Here is a 17,512-nt window from a genome sequence, read left to right on the forward strand (position 1 = left end):
CCGGCGAGTATCTCACCCCTGGCCTTCGAGCGAATGCTCCCAGCGGCGGACCAGATAATTGTGCTCGTTCATGACGGTGTCCCAGACCGTGACCCGTGACATGCGCTGCTGATACGAACCGCCCTCGCGAACCGAGCCTCGGGCATAGAGGATCGACCCGTCCTGGCCGCGAATATCGTCGCCGGCCGGCTTGCCTTCGTACCAGAAGTCCCATTCCGCCTCGTCCAGGTAGGGACGGACGGCATCTGGGTTTGCCATATAGGCACCGCTGCGCGCCATGATCGCGCCGGGACGCCCCTCAAGCCACCAGTTCAGGTAATCGTAGGCCGCGTCCTTCAACCACTTGTCGACGTGAACAGACAGAGCCAGACCGCCGAACCATCCGCGATAGCCTTCGCGCGGGGTGACCATGGTCACCTCCTTGCCCATAGACCGCAGCCGGGTGACACCCGACCACCACAGGGACCCGATAATCGGCCCGTCCTGCATCATCGCGTCGACGGCCTCGTCCTCGTCGCTCCAGAACCGCCGGAAATGTCCTCTGTCACGGTAGCCGCGCAGCTTTTCGATCAGGGAATCGATCTCCTCGAGCGTCAGGTCGCCGAGATCGCCCGCATGCAGCTCACCGCTGGCCTCCAGGGCGAGAAGCATGTCGAGGCTGCCGATCGCCGCATCGGCCTGCAAAACGACGCGGCCCGCCCAGGCAGGGTCCAGCAGCGCGGCCCAGCTGTCGACCTCGCCCGCATCGGCCCCGACCACCGCGAAACTGTCCGCATTATGTACGGTCGGAACCATGGAAACCCGGTCGGACGCCATGTCTCCGAGCGACCCGTCCAGTTGGACAAACAGGCGTTTAGCCGGGTCTCCGCCGCGCGCACGGGGAAACTCCGGTTTCAGCCTGCCTGTCTTGGGCAAAGCGTTGATTTCGTCCCACCGGTGGATCCGGTTGATGTCGATATACTGGATCGAACCGGTCGGCCAGATCAGGTCGATATCGTGGAACCACTGATCGTAAACGTCGAAGCTTTCCGGATGCAGGGCACCGCGGCGCTGCGCCTCGGTACCGTCCAGGGTGATGAGTTCAAGATCCAGTCCAAGGTCTTCCTCCGCCGCGGCCTTGATCGCAGAGAGCTGCGTGACCGAGGTTCCAAGCACCCGAAGCGCAGGACGGCGGCGTTTGACCGCCGGCGCCGAAATCGGCTCATTGCTCAGAACTGGACCAGACTCATTCATTCACCGGCAAGCTCCTTACGTATTCTGTCCATCGCCGTCCGGCGCTCGGCACGGGCTGCCAGCGCCCCGTCCATGTCGACGGGAACGAACCTTACCGGCATATGAGGTTGCAGTTGACCGATCAAGTCCATATCCGCGGAAATGACGGTGCCGATCATGAAATAGCCGCCGCCGGAAACCGCGTCCCGGTGCAGGACGATCGGCTCGGTTCCACCGGGCACCTGAATAGAACCGTAAGGATAGCAGCTGTCCACGATGTTGGACGGATCGGACCCGGCCCCGAAGGGCTGTTCCCGGTCGATAAATTCCAGGGGACGCCCCCCCTTGAAGCGGTAGCCCATCCGGTCTGCCTCCGGCGCGACCTTCCATTCGTCCTCGAAAAAGCCATTCTGCGCGGCGTCCGTGATGCGGTGCCAATAAAGGCCCGGCAGGACCCGCAGTTCGGTCGGGGTCCCGGGCTTCCGGCGCATCTCCTCCGGCACCGAGGTTCCGGGTGCAACTGCCTTTTCCGAAGTCCCGACGGGCAGTTCGTCACCAGCGGCCACCGCCCTGCCCTCGACACCGCCGAGCGCTCCGATTGCGTAGGTTGACCGCGAGCCAAGATGCGGAGGTGTGTCGATGCCACCCGAGATGGCGATATAGATCCGCGCGCCGGAGGTCAGGAAACCGAAGGAGAGCTTCTGTCCGGCCTTGACCGCGAGCGCTGTCCAGCAGGGCTGCTCTTCGCCATCGATTTTCACCGGGATTTCGCCGCCGGTCACAGCAATGGTGCCGTCGGCGGTAAACTCCAGTTCCGGCCCGACAAACACGGCCTCAAGCGCCGCAGCGCCTTCGTCATTGCCGACCAGGAGGTTTGCCGCGCGCAACGCCATCCGGTCCATCGCGCCCCCCATCGGAATGCCGAGATGGAAATATCCCGGCCGGCCGAGATCCTGAACGGTGGTCAGCAGTCCCGGCTTGAGAACCTTAAGCGCCATAGAGAGCCTCCATCAGCTTGCGGTTGGTGCCATCGATGTCCGCGTTGAAGGATTCCAGATCGAACTCGACCTCCGCCATGCGCGGCGTGAAGGTTCCGGCTTCCACCTCCGCGCAGATCCGGTCGTATTCCTCCCGGTCGATCGGGTTCCACTTGACGATATCGCCGGGCTTGAAGAAGACCATGAAGTCCTTGAGATAATTGACTTCCTGCGTCGGGTCGTAGATCGGCATCGGCGTGATCCCGAACATCTGGTAGCCGCCGGCGCCGCGCACCGAATAGATGCAGGAAAAGCAGCCGCCGTAGCCGACCGTCAATTTCGGCGTATCGGTTCTGGGCCGCAGGTACTTCGGCACCTGCAGCTGGCGTTCCCGCTCGACGAGCTGATAGAGAAACGGCAAGCCGGAAACGAAACCCACCATCGACACGAACCAGGGGTTCGAATGGTGCGCGACGATGAAGTCCTCGGCCGTCTCGAACCCGTTGATACGCGCCGCGTAGTCCAGATCGGTCCCGTCCGGGTCCTGATGCCGGTCGCGGAAGCGCATCAGCGTCTCATGGGTCCAGGGATCATTGTAGTAAACCGGGATCTCGACGATCCGCGTGCCGATCCGCTTTTCCGCGTTTTCCGCGGCACTCTCGAGGGACTTCAGCTTTTCCAGAAGCGCGTCCGGCGCGATCACATCCGGATCGTATTTGATCTGGAACGACGCGTTCGCCGGACAGATTTCCGTGACGCCTTCGATGGCGCTGTCGCGCACCGCATTGGTGATCGACAGACTCTTGAAAAAGGCGTCCAGGGACATTTCCTCATCGACTTCGACGAAAATATGCTCGTCTCCGCCGAATGAATAGCGTGTCTTCATCGCGTGTCACTCCTTGCGCCGAGGGCAGCGGTTGGGTGCGCCGCGCTCAGGCGGCCTTGATGGCATGCGTTTCCAGCCATGCCTCGAGAAACTTGGTTGTCGTGTTGTCGGCCTTCACATCCGGATCACCGGCCAGCGCCCGGTGGAGAGGCAGGGTTGTCTTGAGGCCCTCGATTTCCAGACCGGAGAGGGCCTCGCGCAGCTTCTGAAGCGCCTCCTCCCGGCTGGCACCGTGAACGATCAGCTTGCCGACAAGGGAATCGTAGAAGGGCGGAATGGCGTAGCCCTCGTAGAGCATGGTGTCGAAGCGGACGCCGTCGGGCACGACGAGCTTCTGCGCGACACCCGGAAAGGGCATGAAATTGCTCGCCGGATCTTCCGCGTTGACCCGGACCTCCACGGCATGGCCGGAAAAACCGATGTCCGCCTGTGCGAACCGCAGCGGTTGGCCGAAAGCGATGCGGATCATCTCGGCGACCAGATCGACGCCGGTGATCATTTCGGTCACCGGATGCTCCACCTGGATACGGGTGTTCATTTCCATGAAATAGAACGCGTCCCGGTCCGGCTCGTAGAGAAACTCCAGTGTGCCCGCACCGCGATATTCGACGGCTTCGGCGAGCCGGACGGAGACTTCGCACATTCTGTCCCGCGTCGCCTGTGTCAGGCACCGGGCCGGAGCCTCTTCCCAGACCTTCTGACGGCGCCGCTGAAGCGAGCATTCCCGCTCGAAAAGATGCACCGCCGACTTGCCGTCGCCGAGGATCTGGACCTCGACATGGCGCGCCTGCGTGATCATGCGCTCCAGGTAAAGACCGCCATCGCCGAAGGCGGCCTCGGCCTCCGCTTTCGCCTGCGGCACAAGACGCTTGAGATCGTCCTCGTTTTCGGCAACGCGAATGCCCCGTCCGCCACCACCGGCGGCCGCCTTGATCATCAGTGGAAAGCCGATTGCGCGCGCGGCGACGAGGGCCGCCTCAGCCGTTTCGATGCGGCCGTCGCTCCCCGGCGCTGTCGGAACGCCCGCGGCTTCCGCGGTCTCGCGTGCCTTCGCCTTGTCGCCCATCCGAGCAATCGTTTCCGCCGAAGGTCCGACGAAAATCATCCCCGCCGCCTCGACGGCCTCGGCGAAACCGGCGTTCTCGCTCAGGAATCCGTATCCCGGATGGACGGCATCCGCACCCGCCGACTTCGCTGCCTCGACCACACGCCCGATATCCAGATAGGACTTCGTCGCATGCGGGGGGCCGATTTCGACGGATCTGTCAGCCATACGCACGGCCAGCATATCTGCATCGGCTTCCGAATGCCCCTGAACGACGGTCATACCGAGCGACTTCGCCGCGCGATTGATCCGCACCGCGATCTCACCCCGGTTGGCTATGAAGAGTGTGCGGCCCGACAGATCCATCTCTCAGTCCATTTCCGCCAGAACGACACCAACGGTGATCGGGTCCTCGTTTTCGGCCACGAAACGCACATTCGTACCCGCTTCCTCGGCGATGACCTCATGGAAGGACTTCATCACCTCCACCAGCCCGACGACCGCGCCGGCCTCGACCGAACCGCCGTCTTCGACGAAGGGCGGCTGGTCCGGCGCCGGACGGCGATAAAAAATTCCCGGCAAGGGGGAGCGGATCTGTTTTGCCATTGTCGTTACCTCTGTCCGGTCTTGAATTTCAGTGGCTTGGCGCGGCGATCTTGACGCCGTTCGCGAGCAGCATGTCCCGTACGGCCGTGCCGATGGCCAGCGCGCCGGGGGTGTCGGAATGGAAGCAGATGGATTCGAATTCGATCTCGATGTCGTCGCCCTCCACCGTTCTGACCTTGCCGTCCAGGCAGGCGCGGACGCATTTCTCGGCAACCTGGTCGGGGTCGAGACGGCGCATCTTGCGGGCGAACACGATCGAGCCGGACCTGTCGTAGTCGCGGTCCGCATAAAACTCGCGGACCACCGGCTGCCCCGCCTCGCGGGCAATCCTGTAGGTCTCGGAAATATCCATGCAGTAGAGAAACAGCTCCGGTCCCGTCTTCTGAAGCGCCTCGACGAGAATTCGGGAGAGTTCCGGGTCGGACGCGGCGGTCATGTAAAGCGCGCCATGCGGCTTCACATGCTGGAGCGGAATACCGTGGCGGCGGGCGAATTCGCGCAGCGCGCCGGTCTGGTAGAGAATATCGTTGACGAGTTCGTCAGGTTTGGCGGCAATCGTACGCCGGCCGAAGCCCTGACGGTCGTTGTAGCCGGGATGGGCACCCAGGCCGATGCCGAATTCACCGGCCATGCGCACCACCGCGTCCATGAGGTTCGGATCGCCTGCGTGAAACCCGGTCGCCACATTGGCCGAGCTGATGATCGGCATCAGCTTGTCGTCAGGCGCGTCGCCGTAGGACCAATGACCGAAGCCCTCTCCCATGTCGCAGTTGAGATCGACCGATTTGAGCGGCATTCTTATCCATCTCCACGTGGCCCGAAGGCGTCCTGACCTCGGAAACATCCCGTTTCCGGTTCGGTTCCGCGCGCGGTCGACCCGGTGGCCGGCAACGCGTCACACCGGAATTGCCGCATATTTTACAAGGATAAAAAAGTTCATTTTTCTCGCGTTTGAAAATCTGTTTTTTCAATACCTCTTTTCGTTCGCGCTTATAAATAGCTGATTTAATGATATTTTTTAGAATGTCGCATAAGTAGGCAAGAATGAATAATTTGCATTATCTGTTTTTTTGATATTGTAGATGCAAATTTACAAAAACACCGGCAGGTTATGTCCTTCAATCTTCGCCACCTGAAATACTTCATCGCGACGGCCGAACTCGGACAGGTGAGCCGCGCGGCCGTCGAGTTGTCGATATCCCAATCGGCGGTGACCACCGCGATCAAGGAACTGGAAAAGACACTCGGGGCAGAGCTCTTCGTAAGATCGGCCAACGGTGTCGAGCTGACCGACATCGGAAGGCGGTTCCTGAGTTCAAGCTACGATATCCTGTCGAAGGTCGAGGAAGCGCTTCTCATTCCCGAGTCTCCGAGGATCGCCGGCACGCTCTCCGTGGCAGCCTCCTACACCGTGATCGGTTACTTCCTGCCGGCGCACATGGACCGGCTTTCACGCTCGCTGCCCGGGCTGGAGCTCAAGATCCACGAGATGACGCGCGAGACCATCGAGGAGGGGCTGATTGCCGGGCGCTTCGACATCGGCGTCGCGCTGACATCCAACATCACCAACCCGGAAATCGCGTCCGAGACAATCATCAGCTCGGCCCGGCGCCTCTGGACGCCGTCTCACCACCGACTCACGGAGCGGGCAAAAGTGACGTTCGACGATGTGGCACAGGACCCCTATGTGATGCTGACGGTCGACGAAGCCGCACATACCACCATGCGCTACTGGTCCAAGACACCTTTCCAGCCCCAGGTCCGCCTCAGGACCTCCTCCGTCGAGGCCGTTCGCAGCCTCGTTGCCAACGGTCACGGCATCACGATCCTGTCCGACATGGTCTACCGTCCGTGGTCGCTGGAAGGCCGGCGCCTGGAAACCGTGAACCTCGACGAACGGATCCCTCCGATGGACGTGGGTCTCGTCTGGCGCAAGGATGTCGACTTCACCCCGGCCATGGCCGCTTTCCGCGACTATTTCCGCACCCAGGCGCGGATTTCCCAAACAACCGGTCACCGCGTTCTTTAGGGAACGGACCCGGGAGTTGCGTTTTCAGGCCGAGCGGGACACGGCACTATCCAAGGCGCGCGATCGCCGGAAGCCCGGCCTCACCGAATCGTTTTACCGTTTCCTGAAATGATAGGCGGCACAGGGCTGGTGCAGGAAGCACCCCTCCGGCGTGCGATCCAGCGCCTCTTCGAAACGCTTTTCGATTGCGCTCCGGTTTTCCTCGAAGACACGACTGCGGGCCGGGTCGACGAGAACGACCTGCTTCAGGAACGTCTCGAAATCCGGATAGGGACGCGAGAGCGTGTATTCGGTCTTGCCGACAGCCTCGAAAGCGCCGCCGGCCTGATCGAGCCTTTCCATGATCGCATGTGAATTTGTACGCACTTCGGTTTCATCCTCGACCATGCGCACAACATCGAACATCGAGCCGTAGGGAAAAGGTTCCACGACGTGAAGCCGTCCCTCCGGCTTCAGCACTCGGAGGTTTTCCTCAAGCGCCAGATCCTGAACCTGCATCGGAACGTGATGAAACGAAAAGAAGAAACAAAGCAGGTCCTGCGACCTATCGGCGAGCGGCAGCGCCTCGGCGCGACCCTGTAGGACGCGGATCTCCGGCGGCAGTTTGGACATGAGCCGGGCGACCTTTTCCGGATCTATCTCGACGGCGGACACCCGAGCGCCGCACTCAAGCAGCTGCAGGGAAAAGGCGCCGGTCCCGGCCCCGATGTCGGCGACGGCCTTTTTCTTGAGATCGAAGACGCTTTGAAGATGCTCGATATGTCCCATAAGCAAAACTTACCCTTTCAAGCCCCTGAAAGCACGGGGGATTTGTTGACATAGCCTGAAACTATGACTGCGCTAAGATTTATGGATTAGCAGCAAATGACAATTGCGCAGCACACTTTGGGCAATTGGACAGGCACTGTTTTCGAGTGGCCGACCAATTGGGAGGACAATCGAAAATGAAGTTCGGCGGACGACTGAAATACGTCTCCCAGGAGAAGATCGTTTTCACGATCACACTCGTGATGTTCGCGGTTTTCGCGGTGTCCCTGGACGGTTTCATAGGCACAAGCAATCTGCTTGCCCTGTTGCGAAGCGTCGCGGTGCTCGGAATTCTGGGCCTGGGAATGCTGATCGTGGTGCTTGGCAGGGGCATCGACCTTTCCATGGTCGCCAATATGGCGATTTCCGTGGCCTGGACGATTCAGCTTGTCGGAACCGGCATGCCCTTGTGGGCCGCTCTTGCGATCGGCCTCGGCTTTGCCCTCGGCATGAGCCTGATCACCGGCATCCTCGTTGCCTTTGCCGAAATTCCGGCAATCTTCGCGACCCTTGCCATGGGAACCTTCATCTACGGCTTCGGCCGCGCCCATCTCATCACCGGAACGGACGTGGTCTATCTGCCCGCCGATTTCGGCTGGGCGGCCCAGATCGGCCAGGGGCGTCTTCTCGGCGTTCCGATACCGATACTTCTCGCGGTCATTCTGGCGGTGGTGGTCTACCTGTTCCTGCGGTTCTCGAAGCACGGCTGGAACACCTACAACATCGGCGACAACGCCCAGGCATCGCGGATCACCGGCATCGCCGTGCGCCCGACCATGGTGCTGCAATACATGCTCAGCGGAACGGCCGCCTATCTGGCCGGCCTGATCACCGCGACGGCGGTGCAGTCAATGAACACCCGGATCGTCAATTCCAACATGATCTACGACGTCATCCTGATCGTCGTGCTTGGCGGGGTCAGCCTGTCCGGAGGCCGGGGCAGCGTCCGCAACGTGATTGTCGGCACCCTTCTGATCGGTGTTCTGGTCAACGGCATGACCATCATGGACATCCAGTACACCATCCAGAACGTGATCAAGAGCCTCATTCTGCTGCTTGCGATCGTGGCCGACAGCGTCATCAACCCGCGTGACGAGCAGACCGGTCAACAAGGCGACATCTGATCGACCCCGCGCCGTCATTCTTTCAATGAAATAAATCACCTGGAGGAGAATATCATGAATTGGACGAAGCTTAGGAAAGTTGCCTGTCTGACCGCCGCCGGTATCGGTCTGGCAAGCGGCGCGCTGGCGCAGGAACCCAACGATCCGTTCCGCGGTCCGGCGCTCGACGCCTTGAAGGACAAGTGGATCGCCTATCTGCCGATTTCGGCCGGGTTCGACCTCGCACAGGCCTGGGGCGGCGTGGTCAAGGAAGAATCGCAACGCTACGGCATGAAATTCACCATTCAGGATCCCAACTGGTCGACAGACGCCATGGCCCAGGGCATGACTTCGCTTATCGCCGAGCGCCCTGATGTGATCGTGACCCAGAACCCGGATACGCAGTCGCTCGCCCGCCTGATGATGCAGGCCAACCGCGCCAATATCGCGGTGATCCAGATGAACATGCAGGGCGCGGTTCAGACCGATGCCTTTGTCGGACCGGACTATATCGCCATGGGCCGCCAGATCGCGAACATGGCGATCGAGCAGTGCGGCGAGGGAACCGACACCTCCCACAAGATTTCCATCGTGCAGGGCGTGCTGACCGGCGGCGTCAGCTACTTTCAGGTCCAGGGCATCATGGAAGTCCTGAACGGTCGCGAAGACATCGAAATCGTGTCGAGCCAGGCCGCCGACTGGGATGCCTCCAAGGCGCGGGCGATCACCGAAACCGTTCTGCAGCAGCACCCGGATCTTTGCGCCATCCTCGATATGTGGGACGGCCAGGCTATCGGTACCGGAGCCGCGGTCAAGCAGGCCGGCCTTGCCGACAGCGTCACCGTGATCACATCGGGCGGCGGCGCCTCCAGCACCTGCGAACTTATCCGGGACGACACGTTCGACATCGTTGTCAACTACGACGCACCCGGCATGGGCCGCGACGCCTGGACCTCGATCATGATCGCCCTGCAGAACGGCGGCGGCGGCAAGTTGAAGACCCAGGTGTTCTCGCCGACCTATGTCATGACAAAGGAAAACGTGGACAAGGCGTCCTGCTGGGATCCCGAGATCTACGCAAGCCGTCTGCGTTAAGAACGACCCCTTCCAAGGCGCGGGCCGCGTGTTCCTGAACGCGGCCCGGCAGCGCCGGCAAGAATTTCCAACACAACACAATTGCGCTTTCTTTGGGGAGAGAGGTTCCCGTGTCGCTGGCAAGTAGCATCAAAAAAGCCCGGTATCGATTCTTCCCCGATCACATCGTCGGTGAAATGCTTTCCAAGAGCTGGATCGACAACGCGATCCCCTTCGCCTTCATGATCGTGGTTGTCGGCGTGATCGGGTTGCTGCTCCCCAATTTCTTTACTGGAAGCAATATCTCGATCCTGTCCCGCCAATACGGCGAACTCGCCCTGGTGGTACTGGCCATGACCACGGTGATCCTGGTGGGCGGCATCGACCTGTCGGTCGGATCCAATTTCGCGCTCGCCAATTTCCTGATGCTTTATTTCCTCAACCTGGCGCACTTGCCCGTCGGCGTGTCGGCGGGTCTGACGATCCTGATCACCTCCGGTGTCGGCCTGATCAACGGCCTCCTTGTCGGCTACTTGCGGCTCCGGGCGTTCCTGACCACGCTGGTGACCCTGATCATCGTGCGCGCGGTCGTCGACCTGCTGCTTCTCGAATACGCCCAGGACATGTCGATGTCCTTTTACTCCTCGCCGCTCTGGGACATGATGGGGCTCGGCGGGGTCTGGATCTTCCCGTTCAGCTTCGTCGTTTTGGCGGCCGTTGCCGTGGTCGCCCATATCGCCTTCAGCCGGTCCGGCCCCGGCTGGCGCCTGCTCGCGATCGGCGGCTCGCGCCGCTCCGCCTTCAACATGGGCCTGCCCGTCAAGCGGATCGTCTGTTCGGCCTATGTCATCTCCGGGGCTCTGGTCGGCATGGCCGGTGTCCTTTATGCCGCCCGGCTCAGCGGCGCCGGCACCGACACCGGCATCGGCCTGGAAATTTCCGCGCTGACGGCGGCAATCCTCGGCGGCAACTCGCTGGGCGGCGGCCGCGGCTCGGTCCCCAAGGCCCTGATGGGTGCCGTGACGGTTCTCGTCCTGTCCAACGGCGTGCTCCGGCTCGGGCTCAACAGCGGTTCCGGCCCGATGGTCCTGGGGCTTGCCCTTCTGTTTGCCGTCTTCGTCGACGTGCGCTGGATGAAGAACCGCCACAAACTCCTGAGCAAGGTTTACGTCTCTCCCACCCTGATGGAAATGCCGGACCCCCGGCCGACCGACAAGGGCCCGTTCGAGATCAACGACAGACTGAGCGACGTCGAGGTGATCGCGCTTGGAGAGGTGGAAAGCCCCGAGGACGTCATCCTCGACGAGGACGACAATCTCTACAGCGGCAATCGCCACGGCGACATCATCCGGTACTTCGCGCCGGACTATAAAACCCACGAGGTCTACGCGCATATCGGCGGCGCGCCGCTCGGCATGAGCTTCGACAGGAACGGCAATCTTCTGGTCTGTGTCGGCGGCATGGGGCTTTACATGGTGTCCAAGGCAGACCGCAGCGTCAGCAAGGTCACCGACGAAACCAACCGCTCGGTCTTCTCCGTCGTGGACGACAGCCGCCTGCGCCTTGCCGACGACCTCGATATCGCACCCGACGGCAAGATCTACTTCTCCGAGGCCACCATCCGCTACGAGATGCACGACTGGCCCGTGGACGCGCTGGAGAGCCGGGGCAACGGACGGATCATCTGCTACGATCCGGCAACCAAGAAGACGCGCACGCTCCTCAAGAATCTGGTCTTCCCCAACGGGGTCTGCACCGCCCATGACGGCAAATCGATCCTGTTCGCCGAAAGCTGGGGCTGCCGCATCAACCGGTACTGGCTGGAAGGTCCCAGGAAGGGCAAGCTCGAGGTCCTCGCCGACCGGTTGCCAGGCTATCCCGACAACATCAACCGCGCCTCGGACGGCACCTACTGGGTCGCGATCATGGGAATGCGCTCTCCCGCGCTCGACCTGGCCCTTCGCATGCCCGATTTCCGGCGGCGCATGGCCCGGCGGATCGCGGCCGACCAATGGCTTTACCCGAACCTGAATATCGGTTGCGTCGCGCGCTTCAACGACAAGGGCGAATTCCTGGAATCCATGTGGGACCGCTACGCCACCAATCACCCGATGATCACATCGATGCGCGAACACAAGGGCTGGCTCTATCTGGGCGGGATCACCAATAACCGGATCGGCCGGATACGCCTTGAAGGCATGAACGACGGCTGGAGCGGCTGGTCGAGCTACTGGGGCGGCAGCGCGCGGGGGCAGGCATGAGACAGACCTTTATCGCCCGGGCACTCGACAGGTTCCTCGGCCGCGGCTCGGCATCCGTCACCGTGCCGGCGCTGGACGGTGCCCTGAAGCCCAACAGCCGGCTGGAAGACCTGCCTGCAGGCATTCCGGCACAAGCACCGGACAGCATCGTGTCCTGGCGCGGTGCCCCGCTCTGGTCGGAAGGAACAAAACTGGTCTCGGAAGACGGCGTGAAAGCGGATCTCGGGTCCGGGATCACCGCCCTGGCCTCCCGGGGCGATCGCCTCGCCGCGGCGACCCTCGCCGGTGAACTGCTTGTCCTCGACGGAGGGCTGAAGCCGGTAACGCCGATTTGGACCAAGCCCGTGCGCAACGTCACCGCGCTGGACTTCGGTCCGAAAGGCGACATCTGGTTCTGCGTCGGTTCGGAGCGGAACTCACCCGCCGAATGGCGCCGCGATCTGATGGAGATGAACCGAAGCGGCCAGATCGGGCGGGCCGAACCGGCCACGGGGGATATCCACATTGTCAAACACCGTCTGGGCTACCCTTCGGGCATTGCCGTTCTGGAGAACGGAGCGGTCGTCTTCAGCGAAGCCTGGTCCTCTCACGTTGCCGAAATGGCTGCCGACGGGGCAATGACACGCACCGTTCTCGATGAACTTCCGGGCTATCCGGGCCGTATTCAGGCCCGTGCCGGTGGCGGCTACTGGCTGAGCGTCTTCGCTCCGCGCAGCCCGCTCATCGAATTCGTGCTCAGGGAACCGGCGTACCGCAAGGCCATGCTCCGCGAGGTTCCCGAGGACTTTTGGGTCGCCCCCAACTATTTCAGCGGCAAGTCGTTCAACGAACCCATGCAGGGCGGCGCACTGAAACAGATGGGGATCCTGAAACCCTGGGCGCCCACCCTCTCCTACGGACTGGTGATTGAACTGGACGACGAATTCATTCCCTTGCGCAGTTTCCACAGCCGGGCGGGAGGGCGCCGGCACGGGATCACGTCCGTTCTGGAAGCCGACGGCGCGTTGTGGCTGGCGGGACGCGGCTCCGATGAAATCCTGCGTTTGAACCTGGCGGACGATGGAGCAGCGGCATGAAGACACCAGTGGTCGAACTTCGAAACGTCACCAAGGAATTCCATGGCAACCCGGCGGTCAAGGGTGTTTCCTTCGAACTGCATCCGGGCGAAATCCACTCGCTTCTGGGCGAAAACGGCGCCGGAAAATCAACCCTGACGAAAATGATCGCCGGCGTCTATGAACCGACCGGCGGCGAGGTGCGCTATCTTGGCAAGAAGGTGGAGTTCACCAGTCCGCAGGAGGCCCTGGAAAACGGCATCGCGATGGTGTTTCAGGAAACCAGCCTGATCCCCTCGCTGACGGTCGCCCAGAACCTTGAACTCGGAAACGAACAGTTCCTGACCCGCCTGCGCGGGCTATGGATCTCGGCGCAGCAGTTTCTGCAGTCTCTCAGCTTCGAGGTCGATCCGACGGCCCTGGTCTCGCAACTGGGTGCCGCTCAGAAGCAGATGGTCGAGATCGCCCGCGCCGTACGCCACAACGCCAAGGTGATCATCTTCGACGAGCCGACGGCGACATTGACGCCGGAGGAAAAGTACCACTTCTTCAATCTGGTCAAGCGCCTGAAGGACGAAGGCGTTTCCATTGTCTTCATCAGCCACGCGCTGGAAGAGGCACTGACCGTCTCGGACCGGATCACGATCCTGCGCGACGGCGAGCACGTGATCACGGACGAAGTCGGGGCCTTCGACCGCGACAAGATCATCGGCCATATGGTCGGGCGCAGCCTGACCAACGAACTTTACGGCGACGGCGCCGACACCTCCCGGAAAGGCCGCCCGGCCGGAAAACGGGTGCTGTCGGTCCAGAACCTGTCCATGGGCTCGATGGTGCGCAACACGTCGTTTTCCGTTTTCGCCGGTCAGGTCACCGGCGTCTTCGGCCTGGTCGGCTCCGGACGGACCGAAACCTTCAAGATCATTTCCGGTGTCCTGAAACGCGATTTCTTCCACGGCGGAGAGGTTCGCCTCAGCGGCCGCCCGGTGCGCTACCGCGTGCCGCGCCCGGCGATCCGCGACGGTATCGTCTATGTGACCGAGGACCGGAAGATCGAGGGCTTCTTCGAAACCAAGTCCATTGCCCAGAACATCTATTCGGGGCTCATCGGAGCGGATCTCAACGAGAGCCCCATTATCAACTACAGCGAAATGACGGAACTGGCCAAGGTCTGGACCGAGCGGCTGAACGTGAAGGCGATCGACAACAATTCCAAGGTGATCGAGCTTTCGGGCGGCAATCAGCAAAAGGTCGTTCTGGCCAAGGCGCTGGTGCAGAAACCGAAACTGATCATTCTCGACGAACCGACCCGTGGTGTCGACGTCGGCGCGATTGCCGAGATCCACGAGGTGATCAACGAGCTTGCCAATGCCGGGCTTCCGGTTGTGATGATCTCGTCCTACCTTCCCGAGATCCTGGCGCTCTCCGATCGTATCCTGGTCTCGCGGCTCGGCCGCATGGTCGAGGAATTTTCCATCGAGGAAGCCACGGAAGAAAAGATAATGTACGCCGCCGTTCACTAGTGAGCGGTCGAAGCGCGATGGGAGAGACTTATGAAAATGAAAGCCGCAGTTCTGGAAGAGATCGGACGCCCGGGACCCTATGCCGAAACCCGGCCGATCTCGGTGTGCGAGGTCGACCTCGAAGGACCGCGTGACGGCGAGGTTCTCATCAAAATCGCGGCGGCGGGCCTTTGCCATTCCGATCTGTCGGTGGTCAACGGCGACCGGCCCCGACAGCTTCCCCTGGTGATGGGACACGAAAGCGCCGGCGTCGTCCAGGCGGTCGGACCCGACGTGGAGCGGTTCGAACCCGGCGATCATGTGATCACCGTCTTCGTGCCGAGCTGCGGCCACTGCGGCCCCTGCCGGTCCGGGCGTCCCGCCCTGTGCGAACCGGGAGCGGCCGCGAACAACAGCGGCCTTCTGATCGGTGGCGGATCGCGGCTCAGACGCGACGGCGAGACGCTCTACCACATGACCGGCGTGTCCTGCTTCGCCGAATACGCCGTCGTGTCGCAGAACTCGATCGTCAAGATCGACAGCGCCATCCCGCTCGATATCGCCGCCCTGATGGGCTGCGCGGTGCTGACCGGCGCGGGCGCGGTGTTCAACACGGGTGACGTCTGCCCCGGTTGCTCCACCGCCGTTGTCGGCCTCGGCGGCGTCGGCCTCTCCGCCGTCATGGCGGCGCGTGTCGCGGGTGCGGAGAAGATCGTCGCCGTGGACATTCTTCCCGATAAACTGGAACTCGCCAGGGAGCTCGGCGCCACCCACACGATCGATTCCTCGAAGGAAGGCGCGCTGGAGGAACTGCGCGAGCTGACTTCCGGCGGGGTCGACACGGCGATGGATTTCACCGGCAATGTCCGCGCACTCAGGTTTGCCTATGACGCCACGCGGCGCGGCGGGGCAACGGTCACCGCCGGTTTGCCGAACCCCAAGGCGATGCTCGAGATCCCGGCCGTCGGGCTGACCGGCGAAGAGCGCACCCTGAAGGGCTCTTATCTGGGCTCCGGTGTCCCGAGCCGCGACATTCCCCGTTTTCTCGCCCTGCATACGCAAGGCAGACTGCCGGTCGAGCGGCTGATGACCGAGAAGATCCGGCTGGAAGACATCAACGAAGGCTTCGACCGACTGCACGCGGGCAAGGCGATCCGCCAGGTCATAGATTTCAACTGACATCACGAGGAAGACCATGGAGCGCAGCACGGGCATCCAGACCTATCAATGCTATATCGACGGCGCATGGGTCGAACCGGCGACGGGCGCGTATTTCGAAAGCGACGACCCGTTCACGTCCAGGGTCTGGGCGAAGATCCCCCGTTGCGGGGCAGACGACGTCGACCGCGCCGTCGCGGCGGCCAACAAGGCCCTGACCGCGGGTGACTGGGCGACGATGCACCCGACCCAGCGGGCCCGCCTCCTCAATCGTTTCGCCGACATTCTCGAGCGCGAGGCAGATCATCTGGCCCGCGTGGAGGTTCAGGACAACGGCAAGCTCTACGCGGAGATGCGCGCCCAGACCGGCTACATGCCGCAATGGTACCGCTATTTCGCCGGGCTTTGCGACAAGATCGAGGGCGCGGTGATCCCGATCGACAAGCCGGACATGTTCACCTACACCACCCATGTCCCGGTCGGCGTCGTCGCCGCGATCACGCCCTGGAACTCGCCCCTGCTCCTGACCACCTGGAAACTGGCGCCGGCCCTGGCGGCGGGCTGCACCGTGGTGCTGAAACCCTCGGAATTCACCTCCGCCTCCACGCTGGAGTTCTGCAAGCTGGCCCATGAAGCGGGCTTCCCGCCCGGCGTGATCAATGCCGTCACCGGCTTTGGCGCGGAGGCTGGCGCGCCGCTTACGGAGCACAGGGACGTCCACAAGGTCGCCTTTACAGGCGGCGACGCGAGCGGCCGGCACATCGCGCGCTCGGCCATGAACACGTTCAAGCGGCTCACCCTCGAGCTTGGCGGAAAATCGGCTCAGCTCGTCTTTCCAGACGTCGATGTCGAAAGCGCGGCGCGTGGTGTCTGCTCCGGCATCTTCGCCGCGACCGGCCAGACCTGCATCGCCGGATCGCGCGTGCTTGTGCACGAGTCCATCCACGACGCGTTTGTCGAGGCCTTTCTCGATCTGGCCCGGACGGCACGCATCGGCGATCCAATGGATGCGGGCACCCAGGTCGGCCCGGTGACCACGCAACCCCAGTTCGAGAAGATCCTGGCCTCGATCGCGATGGCCCGCGACGAAGGCGCCGAATGCGTGCTTGGCGGCGGTCCGTCGGAACGTCCCGAATGCGGCGATGGCCGCTTCATCGACCCCACGGTGTTCACCGGTGTGGAAAATTCGATGAAGATTGCCCAGCAGGAGGTTTTCGGTCCGGTGCTATCGGTCATCAAGTTCCGCGAGGAGGACGAAGCCTACCACATGGCCAACGACACCGATTACGGCCTTGCGGCGGGTGTCTGGACCAAGGATCAGGGCCGGATGTTCCGCGCGGCCAAGGCCCTGCGGGCGGGCAACATCTGGACCAATTGCTACCGGGCGGTTTCCTACATGGTTCCCTTCGGCGGCTTCAAGGCGTCGGGCATCGGCCGCGAAAGCGGGCAGGAAGCGCTGTACGAATATCTCGAAACCAAGTCCGTCTGGATGGACTACGGCCCCGGTCCGGCCAACCCGTTCATTCTGCGCTAGAGCCTTTCACGGCTAGATTGAAACATTCTGTTTGTCGTCCGGCGAGTCGAGCTGCGCGGAGGGACGTGAAGCCCATAGCGGGCTATGGGCAAGCGGCGCGACAAAGCAGGCGGCCGCCGGACGCGAACCCGAAGGGTCGGGCCGATTTGGCCCAATGCCGTCGGGCTTTGCCTCGACCGTGCAGCCAGCACGGCCTTCGTCAAAGCCCTTGGCCTTGAACCAAATCTGCTCCGGCAGAATGCTTCAATCTAACCGTGAAAGGC

At 62.3% G+C, this 17,512-nt stretch carries 15 protein-coding genes; 8 read left to right on the forward strand and 7 right to left on the reverse strand.

The window, feature by feature from the left end; all coding sequences use genetic code 11:
- Positions 1 to 12: 12 nt before the first annotated feature.
- Genes JF539_RS26140 through JF539_RS26165 form a run of 6 tightly spaced genes read right to left on the reverse strand, consistent with a single transcriptional unit; the run spans position 13 to position 5,522 of the window.
- On the reverse strand, positions 13 to 1,233 hold the full coding sequence (locus JF539_RS26140) for an ABC transporter substrate-binding protein (RefSeq protein ID WP_207144154.1): 1,221 nt from the start codon (positions 1,231 to 1,233) through the stop codon (positions 13 to 15).
- Entirely contained in the window at positions 1,230 to 2,210 is a 981-nt protein-coding gene (locus JF539_RS26145; protein ID WP_207144156.1) for a biotin-dependent carboxyltransferase family protein, read from the reverse strand. Before JF539_RS26145 ends, JF539_RS26140 begins: the two co-directional genes overlap by 4 nt.
- Positions 2,200 to 3,075, reverse strand: coding sequence for a 5-oxoprolinase subunit B family protein (locus JF539_RS26150; RefSeq protein WP_207144159.1), 876 nt, complete (start codon positions 3,073 to 3,075; stop codon positions 2,200 to 2,202). Before JF539_RS26150 ends, JF539_RS26145 begins: the two co-directional genes overlap by 11 nt.
- 46 nt (positions 3,076 to 3,121) lie before the next feature.
- Complete coding sequence (locus tag JF539_RS26155; protein ID WP_207144239.1) at positions 3,122 to 4,480, reverse strand: acetyl-CoA carboxylase biotin carboxylase subunit; 1,359 nt, start codon at positions 4,478 to 4,480, stop codon at positions 3,122 to 3,124.
- A gap of 9 nt (positions 4,481 to 4,489) precedes the next feature.
- Complete coding sequence (locus JF539_RS26160; RefSeq protein WP_207144160.1) at positions 4,490 to 4,726, reverse strand: acetyl-CoA carboxylase; 237 nt, start codon at positions 4,724 to 4,726, stop codon at positions 4,490 to 4,492.
- A gap of 28 nt (positions 4,727 to 4,754) precedes the next feature.
- Complete coding sequence (locus JF539_RS26165) at positions 4,755 to 5,522, reverse strand: 5-oxoprolinase subunit PxpA (protein ID WP_207144162.1); 768 nt, start codon at positions 5,520 to 5,522, stop codon at positions 4,755 to 4,757.
- A gap of 315 nt (positions 5,523 to 5,837) precedes the next feature.
- Here JF539_RS26165 and JF539_RS26170 point away from each other — a divergent pair, with 315 nt between their 5' ends.
- Entirely contained in the window at positions 5,838 to 6,755 is a 918-nt protein-coding gene (locus JF539_RS26170) for a LysR family transcriptional regulator (protein ID WP_207144163.1), read from the forward strand.
- Positions 6,756 to 6,848: 93 nt separating this feature from the next.
- On the opposite strand, the gene JF539_RS26175 is transcribed toward JF539_RS26170, so the two are convergent.
- Positions 6,849 to 7,523: a class I SAM-dependent methyltransferase gene (locus tag JF539_RS26175; RefSeq protein ID WP_207144165.1), complete on the reverse strand. Its 675-nt coding sequence runs from the start codon at positions 7,521 to 7,523 to the stop codon at positions 6,849 to 6,851.
- Between the two features lie 176 nt (positions 7,524 to 7,699).
- On the opposite strand from JF539_RS26175, the gene JF539_RS26180 reads away from it, so the two are divergent.
- The 7 genes from JF539_RS26180 (at position 7,700) to JF539_RS26210 (ending at position 17,249) form a co-directional block, all read left to right on the forward strand.
- Positions 7,700 to 8,686, forward strand: coding sequence for an ABC transporter permease (locus tag JF539_RS26180; protein ID WP_207144166.1), 987 nt, complete (start codon positions 7,700 to 7,702; stop codon positions 8,684 to 8,686).
- A gap of 54 nt (positions 8,687 to 8,740) precedes the next feature.
- On the forward strand, positions 8,741 to 9,760 hold the full coding sequence (locus tag JF539_RS26185) for a sugar ABC transporter substrate-binding protein (RefSeq protein WP_207144168.1): 1,020 nt from the start codon (positions 8,741 to 8,743) through the stop codon (positions 9,758 to 9,760).
- A gap of 110 nt (positions 9,761 to 9,870) precedes the next feature.
- Positions 9,871 to 12,000, forward strand: a complete 2,130-nt coding sequence (locus JF539_RS26190) for an ABC transporter permease (RefSeq protein ID WP_328809322.1) — start codon at positions 9,871 to 9,873, stop codon at positions 11,998 to 12,000.
- Positions 11,997 to 13,076: a hypothetical protein gene (locus JF539_RS26195; RefSeq protein WP_207144170.1), complete on the forward strand. Its 1,080-nt coding sequence runs from the start codon at positions 11,997 to 11,999 to the stop codon at positions 13,074 to 13,076. Before JF539_RS26190 ends, JF539_RS26195 begins: the two co-directional genes overlap by 4 nt.
- On the forward strand, positions 13,073 to 14,578 hold the full coding sequence (locus tag JF539_RS26200; protein WP_207144172.1) for a sugar ABC transporter ATP-binding protein: 1,506 nt from the start codon (positions 13,073 to 13,075) through the stop codon (positions 14,576 to 14,578). The genes JF539_RS26195 and JF539_RS26200 overlap by 4 nt, the downstream gene beginning before the upstream one ends.
- A 30-nt stretch (positions 14,579 to 14,608) precedes the next feature.
- Positions 14,609 to 15,736: a zinc-dependent alcohol dehydrogenase family protein gene (locus JF539_RS26205; RefSeq protein ID WP_207144174.1), complete on the forward strand. Its 1,128-nt coding sequence runs from the start codon at positions 14,609 to 14,611 to the stop codon at positions 15,734 to 15,736.
- A 16-nt stretch (positions 15,737 to 15,752) separates the two neighbouring features.
- Positions 15,753 to 17,249 (forward strand): aldehyde dehydrogenase, encoded by a 1,497-nt coding sequence (locus JF539_RS26210; RefSeq protein ID WP_207144175.1) that lies wholly within the window; start codon positions 15,753 to 15,755, stop codon positions 17,247 to 17,249.
- The last annotated feature ends 263 nt before the right edge of the window (positions 17,250 to 17,512 follow it).

Source organism: Roseibium aggregatum, from assembly GCF_017309185.1.
Classification (GTDB): domain Bacteria; phylum Pseudomonadota; class Alphaproteobacteria; order Rhizobiales; family Stappiaceae; genus Roseibium; species Roseibium aggregatum_B.